Origin of the sequence: Rhodopila sp. (assembly GCF_965277165.1) — a bacterium.
In the GTDB taxonomy this organism is placed as follows: Bacteria; Pseudomonadota; Alphaproteobacteria; order Acetobacterales; family Acetobacteraceae; genus Rhodopila.
The window spans coordinates 176,382-198,988 of sequence record NZ_CBDICE010000006.1; the positions used below are offsets into that span (position 1 = coordinate 176,382).

At 67.4% G+C, this 22,607-nt stretch carries 25 protein-coding genes; 13 read left to right on the plus strand and 12 right to left on the minus strand.

Going from position 1 to position 22,607, the window contains the following annotated elements; translation table 11 throughout:
• Window positions 1–31 precede the first annotated feature (31 nt).
• Window positions 32–1,057 (plus strand): hypothetical protein, encoded by a 1,026-nt coding sequence (locus tag ACQY4Y_RS12505; RefSeq protein WP_428490942.1) that lies wholly within the window; start codon window positions 32–34, stop codon window positions 1,055–1,057.
• A 178-nt stretch (window positions 1,058–1,235) separates the two neighbouring features.
• Here the strand turns inward: ACQY4Y_RS12505 and ACQY4Y_RS12510 are convergent, their stop codons facing one another.
• Window positions 1,236–1,505 (minus strand): hypothetical protein, encoded by a 270-nt coding sequence (locus tag ACQY4Y_RS12510; RefSeq protein WP_428490943.1) that lies wholly within the window; start codon window positions 1,503–1,505, stop codon window positions 1,236–1,238.
• A 119-nt stretch (window positions 1,506–1,624) separates the two neighbouring features.
• Between ACQY4Y_RS12510 and ACQY4Y_RS12515 the strand changes: the two genes are divergently transcribed.
• Together ACQY4Y_RS12515 and ACQY4Y_RS12520 are read left to right on the plus strand one after the other, a co-directional pair.
• The gene (locus tag ACQY4Y_RS12515) at window positions 1,625–3,049 is read left to right on the plus strand and encodes a phospholipase D-like domain-containing protein (protein WP_428490944.1); all 1,425 of its coding nucleotides are present in this window, start codon (window positions 1,625–1,627) and stop codon (window positions 3,047–3,049) included.
• A 119-nt stretch (window positions 3,050–3,168) separates the two neighbouring features.
• Window positions 3,169–3,810, plus strand: a complete 642-nt coding sequence (locus ACQY4Y_RS12520) for an endonuclease/exonuclease/phosphatase family protein (protein WP_428490945.1) — start codon at window positions 3,169–3,171, stop codon at window positions 3,808–3,810.
• A 42-nt stretch (window positions 3,811–3,852) separates the two neighbouring features.
• Here ACQY4Y_RS12520 and ACQY4Y_RS12525 read toward each other — a convergent pair whose 3' ends face one another.
• Complete coding sequence (locus ACQY4Y_RS12525; protein ID WP_428490946.1) at window positions 3,853–5,289, minus strand: NAD(P)-binding domain-containing protein; 1,437 nt, start codon at window positions 5,287–5,289, stop codon at window positions 3,853–3,855.
• A gap of 111 nt (window positions 5,290–5,400) precedes the next feature.
• Between ACQY4Y_RS12525 and ACQY4Y_RS12530 the strand changes: the two genes are divergently transcribed.
• Entirely contained in the window at window positions 5,401–6,228 is an 828-nt protein-coding gene (locus tag ACQY4Y_RS12530; RefSeq protein ID WP_428490947.1) for a TauD/TfdA dioxygenase family protein, read from the plus strand.
• Between the two features lie 13 nt (window positions 6,229–6,241).
• Here ACQY4Y_RS12530 and ACQY4Y_RS12535 read toward each other — a convergent pair whose 3' ends face one another.
• Window positions 6,242–6,988: an SDR family oxidoreductase gene (locus ACQY4Y_RS12535; protein ID WP_428490948.1), complete on the minus strand. Its 747-nt coding sequence runs from the start codon at window positions 6,986–6,988 to the stop codon at window positions 6,242–6,244.
• 106 nt (window positions 6,989–7,094) lie between these two features.
• On the opposite strand from ACQY4Y_RS12535, the gene ACQY4Y_RS12540 reads away from it, so the two are divergent.
• Window positions 7,095–8,105, plus strand: coding sequence for a Gfo/Idh/MocA family protein (locus ACQY4Y_RS12540; protein WP_428490949.1), 1,011 nt, complete (start codon window positions 7,095–7,097; stop codon window positions 8,103–8,105).
• Here the strand turns inward: ACQY4Y_RS12540 and ACQY4Y_RS12545 are convergent.
• The gene (locus ACQY4Y_RS12545; RefSeq protein ID WP_428490950.1) at window positions 8,095–8,586 is read right to left on the minus strand and encodes a L,D-transpeptidase family protein; all 492 of its coding nucleotides are present in this window, start codon (window positions 8,584–8,586) and stop codon (window positions 8,095–8,097) included. The two genes, ACQY4Y_RS12540 and ACQY4Y_RS12545, sit on opposite strands and share 11 nt — an antisense overlap.
• Before the next feature lie 85 nt (window positions 8,587–8,671).
• Between ACQY4Y_RS12545 and ACQY4Y_RS12550 the strand changes: the two genes are divergently transcribed.
• Complete coding sequence (locus tag ACQY4Y_RS12550) at window positions 8,672–9,220, plus strand: carboxymuconolactone decarboxylase family protein (RefSeq protein WP_428490951.1); 549 nt, start codon at window positions 8,672–8,674, stop codon at window positions 9,218–9,220.
• Between the two features lie 134 nt (window positions 9,221–9,354).
• Here the strand turns inward: ACQY4Y_RS12550 and ACQY4Y_RS12555 are convergent, their stop codons facing one another.
• The 6 genes from ACQY4Y_RS12555 to ACQY4Y_RS12580 form a co-directional block, all read right to left on the minus strand.
• Window positions 9,355–10,476, minus strand: a complete 1,122-nt coding sequence (locus ACQY4Y_RS12555; RefSeq protein ID WP_428490952.1) for a substrate-binding domain-containing protein — start codon at window positions 10,474–10,476, stop codon at window positions 9,355–9,357.
• Complete coding sequence (locus tag ACQY4Y_RS12560) at window positions 10,473–11,564, minus strand: ABC transporter permease (protein ID WP_428490953.1); 1,092 nt, start codon at window positions 11,562–11,564, stop codon at window positions 10,473–10,475. The genes ACQY4Y_RS12555 and ACQY4Y_RS12560 overlap by 4 nt, the downstream gene beginning before the upstream one ends.
• A 93-nt stretch (window positions 11,565–11,657) precedes the next feature.
• Window positions 11,658–13,181, minus strand: coding sequence for a sugar ABC transporter ATP-binding protein (locus ACQY4Y_RS12565; protein WP_428490954.1), 1,524 nt, complete (start codon window positions 13,179–13,181; stop codon window positions 11,658–11,660).
• Window positions 13,182–13,532: 351 nt separating this feature from the next.
• Window positions 13,533–13,724, minus strand: a complete 192-nt coding sequence (locus ACQY4Y_RS12570; RefSeq protein WP_428490955.1) for a DUF2283 domain-containing protein — start codon at window positions 13,722–13,724, stop codon at window positions 13,533–13,535.
• Window positions 13,725–13,755: 31 nt separating this feature from the next.
• Entirely contained in the window at window positions 13,756–13,962 is a 207-nt protein-coding gene (locus ACQY4Y_RS12575; protein WP_428490956.1) for a DUF4258 domain-containing protein, read from the minus strand.
• Window positions 13,963–14,002: 40 nt separating this feature from the next.
• Window positions 14,003–15,262: a Zn-dependent hydrolase gene (locus tag ACQY4Y_RS12580; protein WP_428490957.1), complete on the minus strand. Its 1,260-nt coding sequence runs from the start codon at window positions 15,260–15,262 to the stop codon at window positions 14,003–14,005.
• 81 nt (window positions 15,263–15,343) lie between these two features.
• Here ACQY4Y_RS12580 and ACQY4Y_RS12585 point away from each other — a divergent pair, with 81 nt between their 5' ends.
• Window positions 15,344–16,126, plus strand: coding sequence for an aldolase (locus tag ACQY4Y_RS12585; RefSeq protein WP_428490958.1), 783 nt, complete (start codon window positions 15,344–15,346; stop codon window positions 16,124–16,126).
• Window positions 16,126–16,539 carry a hypothetical protein gene (locus ACQY4Y_RS12590; protein WP_428490959.1) on the plus strand — a complete coding sequence of 138 codons (414 nt, stop codon included), beginning with the start codon at window positions 16,126–16,128 and terminating at the stop codon, window positions 16,537–16,539. Before ACQY4Y_RS12585 ends, ACQY4Y_RS12590 begins: the two co-directional genes overlap by 1 nt.
• A gap of 105 nt (window positions 16,540–16,644) precedes the next feature.
• Here the strand turns inward: ACQY4Y_RS12590 and ACQY4Y_RS12595 are convergent, their stop codons facing one another.
• Window positions 16,645–17,799, minus strand: coding sequence for an LLM class flavin-dependent oxidoreductase (locus ACQY4Y_RS12595; RefSeq protein ID WP_428490960.1), 1,155 nt, complete (start codon window positions 17,797–17,799; stop codon window positions 16,645–16,647).
• 150 nt (window positions 17,800–17,949) lie between these two features.
• Here ACQY4Y_RS12595 and ACQY4Y_RS12600 point away from each other — a divergent pair, with 150 nt between their 5' ends.
• Both ACQY4Y_RS12600 and ACQY4Y_RS12605 read left to right on the plus strand, forming a co-directional pair.
• A complete protein-coding gene (locus ACQY4Y_RS12600; RefSeq protein ID WP_428490961.1) occupies window positions 17,950–18,186 on the plus strand; it encodes a hypothetical protein in 237 nt (78 codons plus the stop codon).
• Window positions 18,186–18,584: a putative toxin-antitoxin system toxin component, PIN family gene (locus tag ACQY4Y_RS12605; protein ID WP_428493630.1), complete on the plus strand. Its 399-nt coding sequence runs from the start codon at window positions 18,186–18,188 to the stop codon at window positions 18,582–18,584. The genes ACQY4Y_RS12600 and ACQY4Y_RS12605 overlap by 1 nt, the downstream gene beginning before the upstream one ends.
• Window positions 18,585–18,591: 7 nt before the next feature.
• On the opposite strand, the gene ACQY4Y_RS12610 is transcribed toward ACQY4Y_RS12605, so the two are convergent.
• The gene (locus tag ACQY4Y_RS12610; protein WP_428490962.1) at window positions 18,592–19,443 is read right to left on the minus strand and encodes an MBL fold metallo-hydrolase; all 852 of its coding nucleotides are present in this window, start codon (window positions 19,441–19,443) and stop codon (window positions 18,592–18,594) included.
• Between the two features lie 239 nt (window positions 19,444–19,682).
• Here ACQY4Y_RS12610 and ACQY4Y_RS12615 point away from each other — a divergent pair, with 239 nt between their 5' ends.
• From ACQY4Y_RS12615 to ACQY4Y_RS12625, 3 genes are read left to right on the plus strand one after another with little or no spacing between them, the layout of a single operon-like run.
• Window positions 19,683–20,288: a 2-hydroxychromene-2-carboxylate isomerase gene (locus tag ACQY4Y_RS12615; RefSeq protein ID WP_428490963.1), complete on the plus strand. Its 606-nt coding sequence runs from the start codon at window positions 19,683–19,685 to the stop codon at window positions 20,286–20,288.
• Window positions 20,288–21,334 carry a TIGR03617 family F420-dependent LLM class oxidoreductase gene (locus tag ACQY4Y_RS12620; protein WP_428490964.1) on the plus strand — a complete coding sequence of 349 codons (1,047 nt, stop codon included), beginning with the start codon at window positions 20,288–20,290 and terminating at the stop codon, window positions 21,332–21,334. The genes ACQY4Y_RS12615 and ACQY4Y_RS12620 overlap by 1 nt, the downstream gene beginning before the upstream one ends.
• 10 nt (window positions 21,335–21,344) lie before the next feature.
• Complete coding sequence (locus ACQY4Y_RS12625; protein WP_428490965.1) at window positions 21,345–22,493, plus strand: acyl-CoA dehydrogenase family protein; 1,149 nt, start codon at window positions 21,345–21,347, stop codon at window positions 22,491–22,493.
• Window positions 22,494–22,607: the final 114 nt, after the last annotated feature.

The following is a 22,607-nucleotide window of genomic DNA, read 5'->3' on the forward strand; positions in this document are numbered from 1 at the left end:
AACACACCCCAGCCAACAACCCCCGGCCATCATGTCCGCCACCGCAACCGAACCACGCCCGACGTCGAGCCTCGACTTCCAGCCCGGCGACATCCTGCTGCAGCTGATCGTCACCCTGCTGGCGCCGATGTTCCTCGCGGTCTGCCGCGGCAACCTCGACTTCGCCCGCATCGCGGCGCTGCAGACCGTCGACGCCTACCGCGCCCGCAGCCACGTCGACCTGATCGCGGTCGCCCAGATCGTCGCCCACGGCCTGGCCTCGGTCAGCGCCGCCTGCCTGTCGATGGCGGACGATATCCCGCTGGCGATGACCCTGCGGCTGCGCGCCAGCGCCAATGCCTCGGACCGCGCCTGCGACCGCGCCCGGCGGGCGCTGCAAAACACCCGCGCCAGCCCAGCCGCCGACCCGGTGCTCGCCCCCAGCCCGACCCGCGACCTCATCCCCGACCCCGAGGCCGACCGCAAGGACGCCGAGGTGATCGCCCGCCTCGCCGCCGTCCGCCAGCAGGGTGAGGCGCTGCTGGCCCGCCACGCCACCGCCCGTCCCGCCGCCCCGGCCCCCGCCGCGATCGCCGATCCGGCGCCAATCCCCGCCGCGATCGCCACTCCGGCGCCAACCTCCGTCGCGCTGCCTCCCGTCGCGGCCGCCGCTCAGGCGCCAACCTCCGCTGCGGCCGCCCCAACTCCAGCAATCCCAACTCCGGCAATCCCAACGCCGGCAATCCCGACCCCGGCAACCTCGGCCGATCCCGCAACCCCGGTCGCCAAAACCCCCCGCCAAACCACCCCGACCCCGGCAGTCCCGGCAACCCCAACCCCCGCCGCCGCCGACGCCGAACCCAGCGCAGAAGAATTCCAGCAACTCTGGGGCGCCGCGATGACCGTCGTCGCCAACGAATACTCCGCCAGCATGGCCGACCTGCCGCCAGCCGAACGCGACGCCGCCCGCGCCCGCGCCGACGTGCTGACCAAAGCCGCCGCCGACCTGTTCTCCGGCAACGTCCCGCCCCGCCTCAGGTCAGGCGACCTCGGCACCCCGATCTCGCCGAACCGCTAAACCGCCACTGCCGTTTGCACCGCCCCGAGCCAGGACCCTGACCCAGAACATCGGACCCTGACCAAACCCATCGACCCAGCCGATACCGCCGCCGCTCCGGCCGGGATCAACCCGCGCGCCGCAGCCGGCCTCGGCCCCGCCAAATCAACCCTCGAAGCGAACCACGACCCCGGAAGCATCACCCCCGACTGGGCGCGACCTCGGCGATGAACATCACATCACCCGTCGCCACTTCCGGATCACCCGGACCATCCATCGCCACGATATGGCCGTTGCCCTGGCGAGCAATCCACACCGGCGCTTCCTTCGCCGCACGTTCGGCCTCCGCGATCACCTCCGGAGGCACCTGATGCCATAACGATTGGTCAAGAATCTTGATCCGGTCCACGATGTCCTCCGCCTGTTCAGTCGGAACCGGAACGTGCGCCGCCCCAAATCGGTTCCTCAACCGACCCGCTCCCGCCGCAATCCTGCCGAAAGGCAATTTCCGGGCGCGCGGCCAACCCGAAAATCGGCTATTCATCCTGCGATGCCACCAATGCCGCCACCGCCAATCCCGCCACCGCCATGAATGAACTCTGGGAAAGTCTGCTGCACCTGCGCGCCGACGTCACCCTGACCATCGGCCTGGTGCTCGCCATCGCCGCCACCATCCACATCCTGCTGCACAAGCGCGAGGTCGCCTCCGCCGTCGGCTGGATCGGCCTGGTCTGGTTCGCGCCCATCCTCGGCGCCATCAGCTACCTGATGTTCGGCGTCAACCGGGTCCGGCGCCGCGCCCGCCAGCTTCGCCCGCAGGACAGCGATTCCGCCACCCGATCGCCAGCACCGGCCCCCGACGCCGAGGCCGACCTCGATGCGCTGAAGCGCGGCAACGGCCGGATCGCCGGCCGCAAGCTGCTGCCCGGGACCCAGGTGCAGGCCTACCAGAACGGCGATCAGGCCTATCCCGCCATGTTGCAGGCGATCGTCGAGGCCAAGGTCAGCATCGGCCTGTCGTCCTATATCTTCCAGGACGACCGCTGGGGCGGCCGCTTCATCGCCGCTCTGGCCGACGCCCAGGCGCGCGGCGTCACCGTCCGCGTGCTGATCGACGGCGTCGGCGGCGGCTGGCTGCGCTCGCCCGCCTACCATCGCCTGCGCGAGAGCGGCATCACCGCCGACCGCTTCATGCACTCGACGCTGCCCTGGCGCATGCCGTTCATCAACCTGCGCTCGCACAAGAAAGTCCTGCTGCTGGACGGCACCACAGGCTTCACCGGCGGCATGAACATCGCCGACGACAACGTCATGGCCGCCCGCACCCGCCAGCCGGTGCAGGACCTGCATTTCCGCATCGACGGCCCGGTCGTCACCCAACTCGCCGAGACCTTCGCCGAGGACTGGGCGTTCGTCACCGACGAGACCCTGGAAGGCGACACCTGGCTGCCGCCGATCCCCGCCCGCGACGGTCCGCTGGCTCGGGTCATCGACTCCGGCCCCGATGAGGACCTGGAAAAGATCGAGTTCGCCGTGCTCCAGGCCGTCGCCTGCGCCCGCGCCAGCATCGCCGTGATGACCCCCTATTTCCTGCCCGACCAGCGCCTGATCACCGCCCTGGCCCTGGCCGCGATGCGCGGCGTCACGGTCGAGCTGCTGGTGCCGCAGAAGAGCAACCACAGCCTGGTGGACTGGGCCACCAAGGCCAATATCGGGCCATTGCTCACCGACGGCGTGCGGATCTGGCAAAGCCCGCCGCCATTCCATCACTCCAAGCTGATGGTGGTGGACCACGAGTGGTGCCTGATCGGCAGCTGCAACTGGGACATCCGCTCGTTCCGGTTGAACTTCGAACTCTGCATGGAGGTCTACGACCCCGACCTCGCCTCCCGGTTGAGCGAACTCATGCAGCACGCCCGCGGCCCCGAACTCACCCAGGCCGACCTCGACGCCCGCCCGTTCCCCAAAGCCCTGCGCGACGCCGGCGCGCGGCTCATGCTGCCATACCTGTGACCGGCCCGAATCCGCGCCAGACGGCCGCTCCGCCTCACTTTCTGCTTGCTACCGAGAGGACAGACATGCAGACAGTCCCCATTGTCTCACTCATCGTACAGGCCCATTTGAGCAACGCAATGACAAAACTGATCAGTTGGAACCTGCTGCGGCTGACCGGTGCCTCGCTCGACGACATCGTCCGGCTGATCCGGCGCGAGGACCCCGACATCCTGCTGATGCAGGAGGCAACCCAGGACATCGATGGACTGACCCGCAGGGTCGGCGGTCATTATCAGCGCAACCAGTTGCCCGGCCGGGTGCATGGCCTGGCGGTCTGGACCCCGAACCCGCTGCTTAGCCGCCCCGTGGTGATGCCGCTGCAGGCCGGGGCGATGTTCAACCGGATCTGCCAGATCATCCAGTTCGGCTCGATCACTGTCGCCAACGTCCATCTGTCGCACGGCCAGATCCTCAACCGCCGCCAGCTGCGCCGCATCGCCAAGGTGCTGCCGTACCGATCCGCGGTGGTGGGCGACTACAACCTGATCGGGCCACCCTTGCTGCCGGGGTTTCGCGACGTCGGACCGCGCGAACCCACCCATGTCGCCGGCGATATGGTGCCGTTGCGCGTCGACCGCTGCCTGATCCGCGGCGTCGCCTGCCTGGAAGCGCGCGCCCTGCTGCGCGAGGCCTCCGACCACCGCCCCATCGTGGTGCGCCTGGCGCTCGCCTCCGAACGCCAGGCTGTCGACGCGCTGCCGCTCGACGTCGTCGCCTGACCGGCACCCGGACGACCGCGCCCCAGCCCCCCGCGCGCCCGCTCAGCCCGATTGCCGCTCGCTCCGCTGCCACACCGCCGACGCGTAAACCTGATCGGGAAAATCCGCCGCCACCGTCCCCCCCATGCGAGCCTGGTGGCGGTCCAGATCGGCCAGGAACAGATCCCGGCTGATCCGCGCGGCGACCAGCGGAATGTCGCGCCGCATGCTGGGCACGTCCCCGATCGGCAGCCCGAAGCTGACGAAACCGGCCGGGTTGTGGACGTGGATGTTGCGCAGATAGGGCGCCCGCCCCGGGGTCCGTTGCAGATACTCATGCCCATTCCCCAGATACGGATGGGCGCCGAGGAAAGCGTCCTGCCGATCGGCCGGCGGCTGGTAGCGGTCGCGCCACAGCAGGATCTCCTCGGCAAATCCGGCGAGTTCCGGACGCGCCGATGGATCGACGAAATAGCCGGTGCCGGCAATGACGTGATCGAAACGATAACCGCCGTCGGAGACTTCCGCCACCACCTGGCCGCCCGCCACCGCCGCCTGATGCCAAACGGCGCCAAGGTGCAGGTGGAAGTTGGCGAAGCCGACCGCGCGCTCGATCGCATCAATGGTCGGCGTCGATCCGGCGCGGCGGAAGCGGATCGCCTGGTCCCAGCGAACCGCGTCGGGCAGGTCGCGGTAGTTGTCATAGGCGCCCGGATAGCCGCGCGTTCGGGTGATCGGCACCGAGGCGATCGAGGCCCGGCGAGCGAACAGATGCACCGAAGCGGCGCCCTGCTCCAGCGCCACGCCGGCGGCGTCGAATGCGGCCGCCGCCGCCCCGACCACCGCCACCACCTTGCCGCGCAAGGCTGCGAACTCGATCGTCTGTTCGGTGTGCGACAGCACCGAGGCCGGCAGCTCGGCGAGAACCGGTGGGATATACGCCCCGCCATTGCCGGTGAACCCGGTCGCCAGCACGATCTTCCGCGTGGTCTCGACCGTTTCGCGTCCGTCGATCGCCAGATGCAGGCGAAAGCCGTCCGCCGCCGGCTCGATGCGCAGCAGCCGACAGCCGTAGCGCACCCGAATGGCGAGGAAGCGCTGATACCAGCCAAGGTATTCGGCCCAGGCCAGGCGAGGGATCCGCTCCATCGCGGCATAGGCGGCCTGCCCGTGTCGCGCTTCGTACCAGGCCTGAAACCCCAGCGCCGGAATGCCCAACTCCGGCCCGGGCAGGTTCTTCGGCGTGCGCAACAGGTTCATCCGCGCCGAGGTCAGCCAACCGCCGGCATGCGCCGCGTCGGCTGCGGCATCGATCACCGACACCTTGCCGATGCCGGCGCGGCGCAGCGCGAACGCCAGCGCCGACCCGGTCTGGCCGCCGCCGACCAGCACGACGTTGTGGTCGATCCCCGTTCGGTCGGGGACCCAGTTCGCCGGATCGGGGCCGATCAGGCGCAGTGCCGCAGCGGCGGCGAGGTCGGGATCGCTGGTCTGGTTCATGCGCTCACCCTTGCACGTTGTCGGCGCCTGGCTGAAAGTCCGGGTCGGCATCATCAATTCAGCATCGGCGAGCGTTGCGCAACCGACGCCCTGAAACGGAGGAACCACGCCATGACCTACGCCTCGATCCGGGTACGCCCGGTGACGCCCCGGCTGGGCGCCGAGATCTCCGACATCGATCTGACCGCCGTGCTCAGCAACCGCCAGGTCGAGGACCTGCACGCGGCGCTGGCCGACCACCAGGTGCTGTTCTTCCGCGATCAGAAGATCAGCCTGGAGCAGCAGAAGACCTTGGGCCGTCATTTCGGTGAACTGCACATCCACCCCAATACCCCAGGTCCCGAGGGCCACCCCGAGATCCTGCCGATCCACACCGACGCCAACTCCAAGCGGGCCAACGGCGAGCGGTGGCACTCCGACGTGTCGTGCGACGCGGAGCCGCCGTTGGGCAGCATCCTGGCGCTGCACACCGTGCCCGAGACCGGCGGCGATACCATCTTCGCCAGCCAGTCGGCGGCGTACGACGATCTGACGCCGGCGTTCCGGGGTTTCCTCGACGGACTGACCGCGACCCATTCGGGGGAGCGGTCCTACCGCCGGACCAACCGCCTGAATGGGGTGGACGACCGTCATCGGGTTTTCCCCCAGGCGGAGCATCCGGTGGTGCGCACCCATCCGGTGAGCAAACGCAAGGCGCTGTTCGTCAACGAGAACTTCACCACCCATATCAACGAACTGTCGGAGGACGAAAGCCGCGCGGTGCTGGACTTCCTGTATGCGCACTGCACCAAGCCGGCCTACCAGGTGCGGTTCAGTTGGCAGCCGCATTCGATCGCCTTCTGGGACAACCGCGCGGTGCAGCACATCGCCATGTGGGACTACTACCCGCAGCTTCGCTCCGGCTACCGGGTCACCATCAAGGGCGACCGGCCGTACTGATTGCTGGCCGGGGTCAGCCGCGGCCGACCCACGGCATCTTGGTCGCCATGATGGTAACGAACTGGACGTTCGATTCCAGCGGCAGGCTGGCCATGAACGCCACCTGCTTGCCGACATGGTCGGCCTCCATGCGCGGCTCGACCGCCATCTGGCCGTGCGGCTGCATCTGACCATTGGTCGAACGCGCGGTCATCGGGGTGGCGGCGTTGCCGATGTCGACCTGGCTGGCGCAGATGTCGTATTGCCGTCCGTCCAGCGCAATCGACTTGGTCAACCCGGTGATCGCGTGCTTGGTCGAAGTATAGGCAACCGAACCGGGGCGCGGGTTGTGCGCCGAGATCGAGCCGTTGTTGATGATCCGCCCGCCCTGCGGCTGCTGGTCGCGCATCATGCGGAACGCGGCGTTGGCGCACAGGAACATCGCGTCCAGGTTGATCGCGCAGACATGGCGCCACATCTCGAAGGTGAAGTCGCCGAAGTTGGTGGTCGGCACGTTGCCGCCGGCGTTGTTGAACAACGTATCGAGCCGACCATGCGCGGCCTTCACCTTGGCGAACAGCGCGTCCACCTGCGCTGGGTCGGTGACATCGGTCGGCACCACCAGGGCGTTGCCGGCCTTGGCCATGCCGGCGGTTTCCTCCAGCGCGTCGCGGCGCCGTCCGGCCAGCGCGACCGACCAGCCATCCGCCAGCAGATTGAGCGCGGTGGCGCGGCCGATGCCGCTGCCGGCCCCGGTGATGATGGCGACACGATCAGCCATGGTTGGTGTTCCCCCGTTGTGTGAACCGGGCGCCATTGTGGACCGTGGTTGCCCGCGGGGGAAGATGGTGCGAGGCTGATCGGTTAGGAACGCTCAGGTATCGATCATGCCACGCTTTGCCGCCATCGGACTGGATCATCGTCACGTTTACGATCTGACCGCCGGGCTGCTGGCGGCCGGCGCGGTGTGTGCCGGGCATGACCCGGAGACCTCGGACCCACGGGTGCTGACGGGGTTTCGCAAGCGCTTTCCCGATGTCCCGGCGATGGGTCGGGACCGGCTGCTGGATGATCCCTCGATCGACTTCGTCGTGCTGTGTTCGGTGCCGCGCGACCGCGCCGCGATGGCAATCCGAGCGATGCGATGCGGCAAGGATGTGATGGTGGACAAACCGGGGGTGACCACGCCCGATCAGCTGGCCGCGGTCGAGGCGGCGGTAGCGGAGACCGGGCGGATCTGGTCAGTCGCGCTGGGGCGACTGACCTCGGCATCCGTGCAGGCGGCGCTGGCGGTGGCACGTTCGGGGGAGCTCGGTCGGCTGGTCAGCCTGACCAGCCTGGCACCGCATCGGCTGAACCGGGCCTTGCGGCCGGCCTGGTTCTTCGATCGCGCGGCCTATGGCGGCATCATCAACGATATCGGCCTGCATTCGATCGATCAGTTCCTGGCCTTCGCCGATGTTTCCGATGCAACGATCGCAGCGGCCACCATCGGCTGTTTCGGCACCGCTCCGCCCGGGTTCGAGGATTTTGCCGAGATCACCCTGCGCAGTGCGGCGATGACGGGCTCGATGCGGCTGGACTGGTTCACGCCGGACGGGCTGGCGGACTGGGGCGATGGGCGGCTGTTCCTGGTCGGCACCGAGGGCACGCTGGAGCTGCGCAAGAACCTGGACCTGCTGGGCCGGCCCGGCGGCGATCACATGTTCATAACTTGCAAGCAACGGACTCGCTACGACGGCCGCGCCGACCGGCCTGTGGCCTATTACCGCGACTTCCTCGATGATGTGCGCGACCGCGGCGGGCGGATGGCGGAGGCTGGGCGGCTGTTCTCGGCGTGCCGGCTGGCGCTGCGTTGCCAGGCCGAGGCGTATCGTTTCGTGCCAGTCACGTCCTGACCATGATCTCGGTCAGTCCCAGCGCCAGCACGCGGCGCAGGTCGTTCGCCGCCAGGGCGATGCAGCCATCGGTCGGTGCGTAGTCCGGGCGGGCGATGTGGAGGAAGATGGCGGAGCCGCGGCCGCGCCGGACCGGGGCGTCGTTCCAGCCCAGCACGCCGATGATGTCGTAGAGCGCGTCGTCGCGCCACAGCCGTTCGGCGCTGGCCTGGATCGGCAGGCGGACGCGCCTGTTGTAGGCGGCGTTGGCCGGGTCGTCGCACCAGCCGTCTTGCGGCGACAACGGTTCGACCGGAACCGCACAGACCGGGGCGGCGCCGCGGTCGGAGCGATACAGCACCTGGCGCAACGCCAGCGCGGCCAGCGGGGTGGCGCCGTCGCCCTCTTGCTTTGCGGCGCGCACGCCACCACGCCCCAGCCCCGCGCGGAACGTTTCGGCGCCGATGGTCAGGTGTCCGTCGGCGGTGGCGACTGCGAGCATGGCTGCGGGTTCCTGGGTGGGGACGGCGGGGATTTCATGCCGGACGAAGCGGTTATAGCCTGAACCGGTTGAACGGAGGAAACCGATGGCTCGTCTGCCCTACCTTGAGGTATCCGATCTTGCGCCGGCGGACCGCGATCTGCTGCAGCGACCGATCGCGCTGGCCAAGGCGCTGGTCAATTCGCCCAAGGCGGCGCGGGCGTTCCTGGGTCTGGGCGGCTATATCCGCCACGGCAGCAAGCTTGATCCGAGGCTGCGCGAGCTTGCCATCCTGCAGGTCGGCTGGCTGGCGCGATCGCCCTACGAGTGGTCGCATCATGTCAAGCTGGGGCATGATTTCGGGGTCAGCGACCAGGATGTCCAGGATCTGATCGATGATACCGCGGGACGGCCGAACGGTCTTGATCCGTTGGCGAAACTCGTGCTGCTCGCGGCGCGTCAGATGACGGCGGACGGCGCGATGGAAGCGGCGACGTTTGCTGCGCTGCGCACCGAGCTGGGCGATGAGATTGTGCTGGATCTGACGCTGGCGATCGGCTTCTACAATGCCGTGGTGCGGGTGCTGGCGACGCTGGCGATCGATGTGGAGCCGGAATACATGCCTTACCTGGAGCGGTTTCCGTTGCCGCAGTGAGAGCGCCGTGGCATACGCCATGAGTTAGTTGCACAGGTAATCATGGCGCCCGCACTGGCGCTTCGATTGAAGCGTCCAGGCCGGGCACGAGGTTTGTATCGTCAACTGTCTGGTAACCGGGGCTGCTGCCGGTTCTACCGGCCCCAGATCTTTCGGTAGGCAGCGCGATAGCCGTTCGACGGGTCGTAGACGTTGTCGGGTCCGCCGTCGGATCCGATGTCGGTCTTGGTCACCAGATGGGTCGGCGCCACGTAGTTGCTGGGCGGCTGTCCGGCCAGCGCGCGGTTGGCCTCGTCGATTGCCTGCCAGCCGTGCAGGTGCAGGGGTTCGGCGACCGTCGCCACCTGATAGCTGCCGTTGCGGATGCGCTCGAACGCGGCGATGCTGCCGTCCCCGCCGGCGATGTTGTGCGGTGCGTCGCCCGGAGCCTTGCGGGCCGCCTTCAGCGACGGCGCCATGAAGTCGTAGAAGCCATCGTTGATGGCCAGTGAATAGGTCCATTTCGCGCCATAGCGCTGCAGCAGCGACTCGGTCATTTGTGGGATGCGGTTGGAGACATCGGCCAACGGCGTGTCGATGGTGGTCAGCACGGAACAGCCGGGGCAGGCGCGAATGTTGGCGGCCATGGCATCGGATTTCAGGATGGAGATCTTGCCGCTGGAATCGGTGAAGATCACCACGTTGGCCTTGCCGTCCGACAGCGCCACCGCGAGGGCGGCGGAGACCCGGGCGACGTTCAGCGGATCGGTCGAGATATTGGTGAACAGCGCCACGTCTGGGTCGGTGCCGGGCTTGATGGTGGAGTGCCAGCCGATCACCGGAATGCCGGCGGCCTTGGCCTTCGCCAGGCTGGTTTTCTGCTCGACCGCGTCGTCGTTGTCGGCGATGATCACGTCGGGCTTCAGCGCGATCGCCTGCGCGAAGGCGGCGGTGCGGCTGGCGATCGATCCGGCTCCGTCGAGGATGCGCAGGTCCCAGCCGACCACCTTGGCGGCTTCCGTCACCCCTTGGCTGACACCGAGCGAGCCGCCGTTGCGCTGATCGCCCGACACCAGGATGACCTTCTTGCCGGTGGGTGCCTTGGGGCCGGTGGTCGGGCCGTCCCACGGCAGCGACGGGGCGCTGGCCTTGGCGACGATGGCCTTCGCCGTCGCCACGTCCAGTTTATCGGCCGCGATCGCTGGAACGGAGCACAACAGGGCGACGGAGCACAACAGGGCGGCGCCAGCCGCGATCAGAGTCTGCCTGGCGGTCAAATTTCGTCTCCATTCACAGTTACGGGTGCAGCCATATCGATGGCCGATCGGGGGGAACCAGCCGGCTTGCGGTTTGCCGAATTGGATCGGCGTTGCGCGTAGCCGGCGATCGCGATCGAGACCAGCAGCGTCGCGCCATTGAACAGCGGCTCGACGTAGAAGTCCGCGCCGAACTCCTGGATGCCGGAAATCCCCACCGCCAGAACGACGACGGCAACCAGGGTGCCCCAGACATTGACGCGTCCGGGTTTGATCGTGGTCGAGCCCAGGAACACCCCCACCAGGGCGGGAAGCAGATAGTCCAGCCCGACGCTGGCCTGGCCGATCTGCAGCTTGGCTGCCAGCACCACCCCGGCCGCCGCGGTGAGCAGGCCGGACGCCACGAAACCAAGGATGACGTAGCGGCGAACCGGAATCCCATTGAGCAGCGCGGCGCGCGGGTTGGCACCGATCGCGTAGAGCGCTCGCCCGAATGGTGTGTGTTCGAACACCAGCCACTGGACCACGCCAAGGCCCACAATATAGAACGTGGTGATCGGCAGCGGTCCGACAAATAGCGTATCGATGGCGGTAAACGCCGGGGACAGGTCACCGACGATCTGCTGTCCGCCGGTGTGCCACAGGGCGATGGCATACAGCACCGTGCCGACGCCGAGGGTGGCGATGAACGAGTCGATCATCGCGATCTCGACCAGCAGCCCGTTGAGCAGCCCGAGACCGACCCCTGCCAGCAGCACGATCGCCACCGCGGCGAACCATGGCACGCCGAAGCGGACCTGCAGGCTGATCGCCATGATGTGCCAGAGCACGATACCGTAGCCGATCGTCAGGTCGATCTTGCCGGTGATCATCGGACACAGCACCGCCAGCGACAGCAGCGCGATCACCGCCTTGTTGTCGATGATGGCGCTGAAGTTGGCCTCGGTTGGAAAGGTATCCGGAAACAGCAACGAGAACAGCACGATCAGCGCGACCGCGAGGACCGGCAGGCCGTAGACCGGCAGCAGCTTGGCGAAGCGTTGGCCGATCGGCAGTTGTGCCAACTCCGCGGCTGTGGGTTCCAGCGCGTTGGATTTCAGCGACTGCATGTCTCACCTTGGTGGGGCTGATGGCGCCTGGCGTCACGCGCGATCGTCATGCGATGGGGGTTCTTGCGATGCGGGGGGTCATGCGATGGCGGTTCACGGGACGCTGGTCATCGACGCCGCGGCCAGGACCGATCCGGCGGTCAGCGCCTCGTCGGCCAGTTCGCGCACGATCCGGCCGCGGCTGAACACCAGGGCGCGGCGGCACAATGCGGCGACCTCGGCGAAGTCGGTGGCGATCAGCAGCACCGCGAGGCCGTCGGCGACGGCATCGTGCAGCAGGCGGTAGATGCCCTCCTTGGCGCCGACATCGACGCCGGCTGTCGGGTCCTCCAGAATCAGTATCTGGCCGCGCAGGTGCAGCCAGCGTCCGAGCACGACCTTTTGCTTGTTGCCGCCCGAGAGCGCCTCGATCTGGGCGGCGGGATCGTTGGGGCTGAGCCTGAGGACGCTGCCGATCCGCCGAGCCTCGGCGGTTTCCCTGCGGTGGCGGATGCGGCCCAGCAGGGTTCGGCCGGCGGCGCGCGGATTGAGAAACAGGTTTTCCGCCACCGAGAAGCCTGGCACCACCGACTCGCCATCGCGGTCGGCGCTGACATAGCGCAAGCCCTGGCGGATCGCCGCCGCCGGTTCCGGGATCTGGGTTTCCCGCCCGCCGAGGCGGACCGCGCCGGCGTCCAGCGGCAGCAAGCCGAACAGGGCGCGGCCGACCGCCTCCTGGCCGGCGCCGCGCAATCCTGTCAGGGCGAGAACCTCACCGGACCCGAGGCTGAATGTCAGCGGGCCGACATCGCCGATCATCGCCTGTTGCATCGCCAATGCCTCGGGCGCCTTGGGCGGGCCCTGGATGCGGGCGGTCGCGGCGGTGTTGCGGCCGACGATCATGTGGATCAGCGACTCGGGGCTGAGGCCGGCTGTCGCGCCGTCGCCGACGACGCGACCGTCGCGCAGCACGACCACCCGATCGGCGATTTCGAATATCTCTTCGAGGCGGTGGGAGACGTAGATCACGCTGACGCCGCTTGCGCGCAGCCGCCGCACGGCGGCGAACAGGCGGGCTACCTCATCGGCGGGCAGCGAGGCGGTCGGCTCGTCCATGACCACGATGCGTGCATTGGTGCTCAAAGCCCGGGCAATGGCGACCAGGGAACGTTCGGTTCGGCTCAGGTCGCGGACGCGGGTGTCGGGGTCGATCTCGACGCCCAGCACCGCCAGCGCGGCGACGCTGGCGGCACGTGAGGCGCGCCATGAAATCAGCCCGGCCGAACGGGCGAAACCTCGGGTCAGGCAGACATTCTCCAGCACCGTCATCCATTCGATCAGCCCGAGGTCCTGATGGACGAAGGCGATCGGCAGATCGGCCATGGTGGCGCGAACGGGATGTCCGTCGAACACGATCTCGCCCTGGTCGAGGGAATGCACTCCGGCCAAGATCTTGATCAGGGTGGACTTGCCGGCGCCGTTTTCGCCAAGCAATGCGAGCACTTCGCCGGGCCGCAGCGAGAGCGACACGTCTTGCAATGCCCGGGTGGCCCCGAAACTTTTGTGGATGCCGTCGAGGCGAAGCAGCGGTGCGCGGTCGGGACCGCTGCCTGATGGGCTGGCCGGGGGCTGGGTCAAGCAGAGACCCAGCCCGGGAAGCCGTCGGTCCGCCAGACCGGGTGTGTGGCTTCGTCTTGTGCTGGCGCTGCCAATGTGGTGTCCCCCTTAGCCGAAACCGAGCAAGGGGCAGGCCAAGCAAGGGGCGCGCCAAGCAAGGAACTGGGCAACGGGCGCTAGCAGAAAAACGGAACTTGAGAATGACCAGATCGCGGACCTGACGCCGGCGATCAAGCCCTATAATGCGGTGGTGCGGGTGCTGGCGACACTGCGGATTGACGTGAGGGCGGAGAGCAGGCCTTACTCGGTCAGGTCTCGATGCCCTGATGAAGTGTTTCGCGTGGAATAATCCGCGTGGGTCGTTCCAGGATCTCAGGCCTTGCTCCGCTGTTCGCTGACCCTTTCGCGTACGTCGAGCACTTCGATGCCGATCAAGTTTCCGTCTTTGTCATAGTCGAGCATGATGCCGGGAGCGACTTTGGTCGTGCTTAAGGATTTGGTGCCCTCGGGGGCGAACCAGACGAACATCGCATCTGCTTCCGGATCATAGCTAGTTCGCATCATGGCTTGGCATTCCTATCCGGGTGGATCGTGATCACCGCCACATCTGCCCATCTGGGCGAAAAACGACACGCAAAACGCGACCATCGAGTTCCGCAATTGCCTTGAAGGCGCGCATCCTATCGGAGTGGTCCGGGTCGGCATTGATCCAATCTGGTCGCGCTAGCGTCTGCTCTACCCACTCAAAGCGGATAGCCCTGGCCTGCATCGCGTCGGCCGCATGTTTGGTCAATCGTATCATTCGGCACGATTGTTCCTCACGTGGAGCGCGATCACTGTTGTTACAAGGTCCGATTGGCCCGCGCCAGCACCGCCTCGAACAGCACCTGGCAGCCGGCCTGGGCTTGTTCGGGTTCGATGCTTTCGGCCTCGTTGTGCGACAGGCCGTCCTTGCACGGGGTGAAGATCATCGCGGTGGGGACGTGGCGCGCGACATAGACCGCGTCGTGGCCGGCGCCGGAGACGATCTCACGCGCGCTGTAGCCCAGGCGGGTGGTGGCCTGGCGCACCAGGTCGACGCAGCCGGCATCGAACGGCTGGGCCGGGATGCGGAACAGCGTGGTCAGCTCCAACCGGATTCCGCCGGCGTCGGCGATGGCTTGCGCGGCGGGGCGGAATTCGCGGTCGAGGGCATCGACCTGCCCATCCGAGGGATGGCGGAACTCGACCGAGAAGCGGACCTCGCCGGGGATCACGTTGCGGCTGTTGGGGGTGACCAGAAGCTGGCCGACGGTGCCGCGGCCGTCGTCACCGCGGGCGCGCATCAGGCGGTCCACCAGGTCGATGATGCGCGCGGCACAGACCAGCGCGTCCTTGCGGGCAGACGGCGGCGTGGTGCCGGCGTGGCTGTCCTGGCCGGTCGTAACCATATCGTACCAGACCTGCGATTGGGCGCCTGTGACGATGCCGATGCGGCGGTCCTCGCGTTCCAGGATCGGGCCTTGTTCGATATGCAGCTCGAAATAGGCGTCGGCGTTGAACGGCGAGGCTGGCTGGTCGCCGCGGTAGCCGATGGCGTCGAGAGCGGTGGCGACGGATTGGCCCTCGGTGTCGGTCAGGGCGTAGGCTTTATCCAGGCCGAACACGCCGGCCCAGACGCCGGAGCCCATCAGGCTGTGGCCGAACCGGCTGCCTTCCTCGTCAGTCCAGTTGATCAGTTCGAGCGGTGCCTCGGTGACGATGTTGAGGTCGTTCAGGCTGCGCATTACTTCGAGCCCGGCGAGCACGCCGAGGGCGCCGTCGAACTTGCCGCCGCTGGGCTGGCTGTCGAGGTGGCTGCCGAACAGTACCGGGGGTCGGTTGGGGTCGCGGCCGGGGCGGCGGGCGAACATGTTGCCGATGGCATCGACGCGGACGGTCAGGCCGAGCGCCTCGCACTCGGCGCGGAAGCGATCGCGGCCGCGCTTGTCGATGTCGGTCAGGGTCAGGCGGCGGACGCCGCCCTTGGCGGTGGCGCCGATCTGGGCGAAGTCCATCAGGCTGTCCCACAGGCGCCTGGCGTCGATCGGTTGGTTGGTGCGGGGTTGGTCTGGCTGTTGCATCTTTTGGTCCGGCTATCTTCTCGCTTGGTTCGGTGTTGGGGCATCTTGCCCAGTGGGCGGCTTCCTGCAAGCCTATGGGTCATGACCGTATCGATTCCCCATGCTTCGATTATGCGCAACAGCGCGCTTGATGGCCCCGAGGTATGGCGGGCCCGCGTTGATCTGGCGGCGTGCTTCCGGGCGGCCGCCGCGCGCGGCCTGCACGAGGGCATCTGCAACCATCTGTCGTTCATGGTGCCGGGGCGGGAGGACCTGTTCCTGGTCAATCCCGACGGCTGGGCGTTTTCCGAGATCACCGCGTCGAGACTGCTGATCTGCGATTTCCATCGCCACGTGGTCGCCGGCGACGGGGTGCCGGAGGACACCGCGTTCTTCATCCATGCTCGGTTGCACGCGCGGCTGCCGCGCGCCAGGGCGGCGTTTCATACCCACATGCCGAACGCAACCGCGCTGTGCATGGTGGAGGGCGAGCCGCTGGTCTGGGCCGGGCAGAGCGCGCTGAAGTTCCATGGCCGCACGGTGCTGGATGCGGACTACAACGGGCTGGCGCTGGACGAATCCGAGGGCGACCGGATCGCCGCCAGCGTCGGGGACGCCGACATCGTGTTCATGAAGCATCACGGCGTGCTGGTGCTGGGGCCGAGCATCGCCAAGGCCTGGGACGACTTGTATTATCTGGAGCGGGCTTGCGAGGTGCAGGTCCTGGCGCAGTCCACCGGGCGCAGGGTGGTGTCGGTGCCGCACCACATCGCGGCGGCGACGGCGGAGCAGATGCGCCATGAGGGGGGCCGCGATTCGGCCGAACTGCATCTGGCCAGCATCAAGCGGCAACTGGATCGTGACGCGCCGGAGTATCGCCAGTGATGCGGATGATGCCGGTTATCGTGGCGCTGCTGAGCTTCACCGGCTGTACGCTGATCGACCAGCGGACCTTCGCGCCGTCGCCGGAGGCCGAGGCGCAGCCGGCTCCGCCGCCGGCGCCGGTGGTGCTGGATACGCGGGCGCCGCTGGTGACGATCGACTATACGGTGGCGTCGCCGAATTATGCCGCGTTGCTGAGTTATGCGGTGCGCGCGGCGGAGATGCGCGATGCCGATGTGCAGTATGACGTGGTGTCGATGATGAAGGACGCCGGGGAGTTGTCGACCGGGCAGCAGCGGGCGCTGGGGGTGATGCGCTCGATCATGCGCGACCAGGTGCCGTCGAGCCGGATCCACCTGGCGCTGCGCACCGACCCGGGGCTGACGGCCGACCAGGTGCGGGTTTACGTGCGGTAGGACGGCGGCCGCAGGCGATCCATCGATCCGGGCGGCCAAGGCCTTTCGCCGTGACCGGCGCGGCAGTTGGCGGCGTGGGGCACCGCCAGGCCGTACCGGCGATTGCTATTCGGCGGCGCGGGGTTTCTTGGCGTGGCGGTCGATTTCGGCCTGCACCGCGGCGCTGGATTGGCCGATGAAGTCGTCGTGGTGGTCGCGGGCGAAGGTGTAGCTGTCGCCGCGCCATTCGCTGGAGGCCTGGAAGTGCGGGTGGACGTAGCGCGCCATCAGTTCGTAGTGGCGCTTGGTTTGCGCCCAGTCGGCCCAGTTCTGCGCCAGTTCCATGATCACGCCGAAGCCGCCGGAACCTTGCAGCAGGCGCTCGATGAAGGCGATGGCGTCGTCGGGGGTGCCGATGCAGGCCGACCCGCTTTCGACCATGAACTGGTAACGGTCGGTGATTTCATTTGGAACGATCGGGAAGGTGGCGACGTCGCGGAAGTAGTCGCAGAACCGGTCCAAGCCGTGCTTGACGTTTTCCCTGGCCTGCTCGCGGGTTTCGGCGATGTGCATCAGGGTGACCAAACGCCAGTTCTTGCGATCCGGCTGATGGCCGGCCTCGCGCGCGGTGCGGGCGTAGAGGTCCCAGTTGCTGGCGTGGTGTTTCAGGGCGTCGTCGCTGGTGCCGCCGATCGAGAGCATGCCGATGCCGTGGCGGCCGGCGGCGAGCGCTCCGGCGGGGGAGCGGGCGGCGGCGACCGCCATTTCCATGCGCGGACGGGTGAACGGGGGCAGTTGCAGGCGGGCGTCGTGCAGGTCGAACCAGTCGGTCTTGCGGGTGACGGACTCGCCGCGCAGCAGGTCGATGATGACGTCGAGCGATTCGTTCATCATGCGGCGCTGGTCGGCGGGGTCGATGCCGATCTTGACCGCGTCGTGGACCAGCGATCCGGGGCCGACACCTAGCATGGCTCTGCCTCGGGTCTGGTAGTCGAGCTGGACCATGCGGTCGGCGACGAGAAACGGGTTGTGGTAGGGCAGCGAGACCACGCCGGTGCCGAGGCGGATGTGTTTGGTGCGTTCGGCGGCGGCGGCGATGAAGACCTCGGGGCTGGCGACGATCTCGAAGCCGCCGGAGTGGTGTTCGCCGATCCAGGCCTCGGTGTAGTTCAGCGCGTCGAGGTGCTGCAGCAATTCGAAGTCGCGTTCCAGGGCGAGGACGGGGTTTTCGCGGAGGTCGTGGAACGGGGCGAGGAAGATGCCGCTGTTGAGGTGGGTCATGGGGTGGTTCCGGAGGTTCGTTTTCGGGGATCATGGGCGTTGGAACGGTATTTTGATCGCGTTTTGCTCGTGGTTCAATGCGGGACCTTTCGATACAACGCGTGACCGCGCAACGGAGCGGGGGCATAACCTCGGAAGCGGAGCATGCGCATGACGGTTGATGTCGCGATACCGGTCGAGGATTCCGCGGCGCTGGAACTCCAGCGAGACCCGCTCAAGCGCCAAGCGCTGGGCGAGTTGATCAGCGACTGGCTACGGCCCGAGCGGCGGGCGGGGCGGCTGCTTGCGGCCATGGACCGGATCGCCGCGGATGCGCGGGCCAAGGGTCTGACCGAGGAGCTGGTGGAAGCGGAATTGGCCGGCCATCAGGCCGAGCGTCAGCGCTGATCGTTTTCGATGCCTCCACGCTTGTGGGGGCGGCGATGGTTCGGTCCGGAACGCCTGGAAAGGCATTCGACAGGGCACTCGCGGTCGACACTTTGGCGCTTTCTCGCGCTGTGCGGGACGAGATCCTCGACGTGTTCAATCGACCGAAGCTTGCTCGCTTCCTGGATGAGACGTTGCGTGACGAATTTCTTGCCCTGTTGCTTGCGTCAGCGCGGTTGTTCGAGCCGACTGATGCGGTTGCCGACTGCCGGGATGCCAGCGACAACAAATACCTGGAGCTCATGTTGGCCGCTCAGGCTGATAAACTGGTTTCGAGTGACAAAGACCTGTTGGTGCTGACCCGTTGGCGCGGCAGACGCATTCTCCGCCCGGCGGACTATCTTTTGGCAAATCCCTGACTTTGCTTCACACATCCAGCCGATAAGTATCGCCGTCGGCGACAAGACGGCCGGCGGTGACGCCGGCGAAATGGGTGCCGATGATCAGCACCGGCGTGCCGGCGAGGCGGCGGAACATCCGCCGGCGGGTGTCGATGCCTTGTTCGGGGTCGCTGTCGGCCAGGGTGCTCCATTCCGGGTGGGCGATCTGGCAGGGGTGGTGCATGAAGTCGCCGGTGATCAGGGCTTGCTCACCGTTCGACTGGATCATCACGCTGACATGGCCGGGGGTGTGGCCGAGGGTCGGGACCAGGGTGATTTCGTCGCAGATGCGGGCGTTGGTCTCGACCAGGGTGGCGAGACCGGCCTCGATGATCGGGGTGACGGAATCGGCGAAGATGGTTGCCATGTCGGGACGGTCTTGCACGCTTTGCCAGTGCTCGTATTCGGCGCGGCCCATCAGGTACTGGGCGCGTGGGAAGGTGGGCACCCATTGGCCGTCTACTTGCTGGGTGTTCCAGCCGACGTGGTCGACGTGGAGATGGGTGCACAGCACGGTGTCGATACTCTCCGGCGGGAAGCCGGCGGCGGCGAGATCGGCGAGGAACGGGCCGTCGCGGTCGTTCCAGTGCGGGATGCGGCGGCCCTGCTTGTCGTTGCCCAGGCAGGTATCGACGATGATGCGCCGGGTCGGGGTTTCGACGACGAAGCTGTGGATGCTGAGGCGCAGCCGGCCGGTGGCATCGGCGAAGTGCGGTTGCAGCCAGGTGATCGGCAGTACTGCCTCGGGGGTTGCCTGCGGCAGCAGGAAGCGGGAGCCGCCGGTCATTTCGAGTTCGATGATTTTCGTCACCGTGACGTCGCCGATGGTCCAGTTCATGGGGGGTGCTCCTGGTCGGGCTGCGAAGTGTCCGCGGGTGGGGGAAGGTTCTGAGATCGGTTCGAGCGTTGACGGGGTGAAGTGTTTTAACACGGATGAACGCGGATTGGGTTTATTGGCGAGTTCATCGTTGGTTGCGGGGTGGTCGCGCGGATCGGGCGGTTCGCTGGGCGGCGGGGATCGGCTTGTGCGGATCGGTGGGCTCGATCAGGATCGGCTGCAATGATGGGAGGACGCGGATGGGTTTGCACATCGATTATTATGTTTCGCTGAACTCGCCTTGGACGCATCTGGGGGCGGCGCGGATCGAGGCGATGGCGATGGCCGCTTGTGCCACGATGCGGATCTATCCGGCGGATTTCGGGGCGATCTTTGCCGCCTCCGGTGGGTTGCCGCTGCCGAAGCGATCGGCGCAGCGCCAGGCCTATCGGCTGGCCGAACTGGCGCGGTGGCGGGATTGGCTGGGAATCCCGATCCAGGTCCAGCCGAAGTTCTTTCCCAGCAGCGAGCAGCTTTCCGCGCCCTGCGTGATCGGGGTGCGCGAGACGATGGGGGACGGGCCGGCGATCAAGCTGGCGCACCGGGTGCTGAAGGCGGTCTGGCAAGAGGACAAGAACGCCGGCGACGTTGCCACTCTGGCGGGTTTGATCGGCGATGTGGGACTGAACGCCGATCAGGTGCTGAAGCTGGGGGAGGACCCGCGCTGGGCGGAACGGCGGATCGCCGATACCGAGGCGGCGCTGCGGCGGGGCGTGTTCGGCGCGCCCTGCTATGTGATCGGGGAAGAGATTTTCTGGGGACAGGACCGGCTGGCGTTTGTCGAGCGCCGGCTGGCCAGGGGCTGATGCGGATCTTCACCGTTCTGCCACAGCGGCATTGGCGTGACGTGGGTCCGGCCGCCGCCGCCGCCGAGGCGGTGGGGTTCGATGCGCTGATGACGGTGGAGCTGGGGCATGACCCGCTGGCACCGCTGGCGCTGGCGGCGTTGGCGACCGAACGGGCGGAGCTGACGCCGTCGGTGGTGGTGGCGTTTCCGCGCAGCCCGACGGTGCTGGCTCAGCAGGCGTGGGATATTCACGCCAATTCCGGCGGGCGGCTGGTGCTGGGGCTGGGCAGCCAGGTGAAGGGGCACAACGAGCGGCGGTTCGGCATTGGCTGGACCGCGCCGGCGCCTCGGATGCGCGATTATGTCGGCGCGCTGCGGGCGGTGTGGCGGGCGTGGGAGACGCGCGGGCGGCTGGATTTCGACAGCCCGCATTACAAGCTTTCGCTGATGACGCCGGATTTCTCGCCCGAACCCACCGGGCTTTCGATGGTGCCGGTGACGGTGGCGGCGGTGGGGGAAGCGATGCTGCGGGTCGCCGGTCAGGTTGGCGACGGGGTGCGGCTGCATCCGCTGTGCTCGCGGGCGTATCTGGAGCAGGTGGGCCTGCCGCAGATGATGGAGGGGATGCGGCGCAGCGGTCGGTCTCGGCTGAACTTCGACGTGCATGGCGGCGGCTTCGTCTGCACCGGGCCGGATCAGGCGACGGTTGCGGCGGAAATGGAAAAGGCCAGGCGGCGTATCGGGTTTTATGGGTCCACCCGGACCTATCTGCCGATCCTGGCGCTGCATGGGCTGGAGGAACTGGGGGCCAGGCTGCACCGCATGTCGGTGGAGGGGCAGTGGGACCGGATGGCGGCGGAGGTGCCGGACGACGCGGTGCGGATATTTGCTGCGTGCGGCACCTATGACGAATTGCCGGCGGCGATCGAGCGGCGATTCGGCGGGGTGGCGGATTCGATCGACCTGCGTTTTCCGGCGGGGATCGCGCCGGGGCTGGCTGGGGAACTGGTGCGCGACATCCAGCGCATTCCACACACCTTCGCCGGCTTCAACACCGACTGGTAGGGGAGGAGAGATGGCGGCGCCGATGTTTCGTTTCGATCCCGTGGAATTGCCGCCGGAGGCGCTGGCAATGCGCGCCGAGGTGCGCGAATTCCTCGGGCAGCATCAGGACCTGATGAAATTCCCGCGCGGCGACTTCAACCGCGCGTTCAGCCGCGCGATGGGTCGCAAGGGCTGGATCGGCATGACGTGGCCGAAACGATATGGCGGGGGCGAGCGCAACGCGTTCGAGCGCTATGTGCTGATCGAGGAGATGCTGGCGGCGGGGGCTCCTTTGGGGGCGCATTATACCGGCGACCGGCAGAGCGGGCCGAACATCATTCGTTTTGGCAGCGAGGAGCAGAAGCAGTTCTTCTGTCCGAAGATCGCCGCTGGGGAGCTGACGTTCTGCATCGGCATGAGCGAGCCGAACTCGGGGTCCGACCTGGCGGGCACGCGCACGCGGGCGGTGAAGGTCGATGGCGGCTACAAGATCAACGGCAGCAAGCTGTGGACGTCGAACGCGCATCGGGCGGACTATGCGATCCTGTTCTGCAAGATGGCGGGCGACGGCCGCGAGGAGCCGGACCGGCACGCCGGGGCGACGCAGTTCCTGCTCGATTTGAAGTTGCCGGGGATCGAGATCAGGCCGGTGCGCAACCTGCTGGGGGAGCACCATTTCAACGAGATCTTCCTGACCGATGTCGTGGTTCCAGAGCACCGGCTGCTGGGACAGGAAGGCAATGGCTGGAACCAGGTGACCAGCGAACTGGCGTTCGAGCGCAGCGCGCCGGACCGCTTCCTGGTGCTGTTCCAGATGCTGCGCGAGATGGTGCGCATGGCCGGCCCGTCGCCGGACCAGGCGACCGCGGCGGCGTTGGGCAAGCTGATCGCGCAACTGGCGACCTTGCGCGGGATGTCGCTGTCGATCGCGGGGATGCTGCAGGAGGGCATGCAGCCGAATACCGAGTCGGCGGTGGTGAAGGATCTGGGGACTCGCTACGAGCAGGACATTCCGGTGGTGGCGCGCCAGTTGTTCCCGGTCGAGCCGGAGCTGGAGGCGGTGGAGACCTATGTGGCGATGATCGCGCGGTCGACGATGAACGCGCCGCGGTTTTCGATCCAGGGCGGCACGCGGGAGATCCTGCGCGGGATTATTGCTCGTGGGCTGGGGCTGCGCTGAAGGCGCCGCGCGGATCGGGAAGCGGACTGGGGCTGGGCGGACTGGGGCTGGGCGGACTGGGCCTGCGCGGACTGGGGCTGCGCGGATTGGGGCTGCGCGGACTGGCGCCGCGCT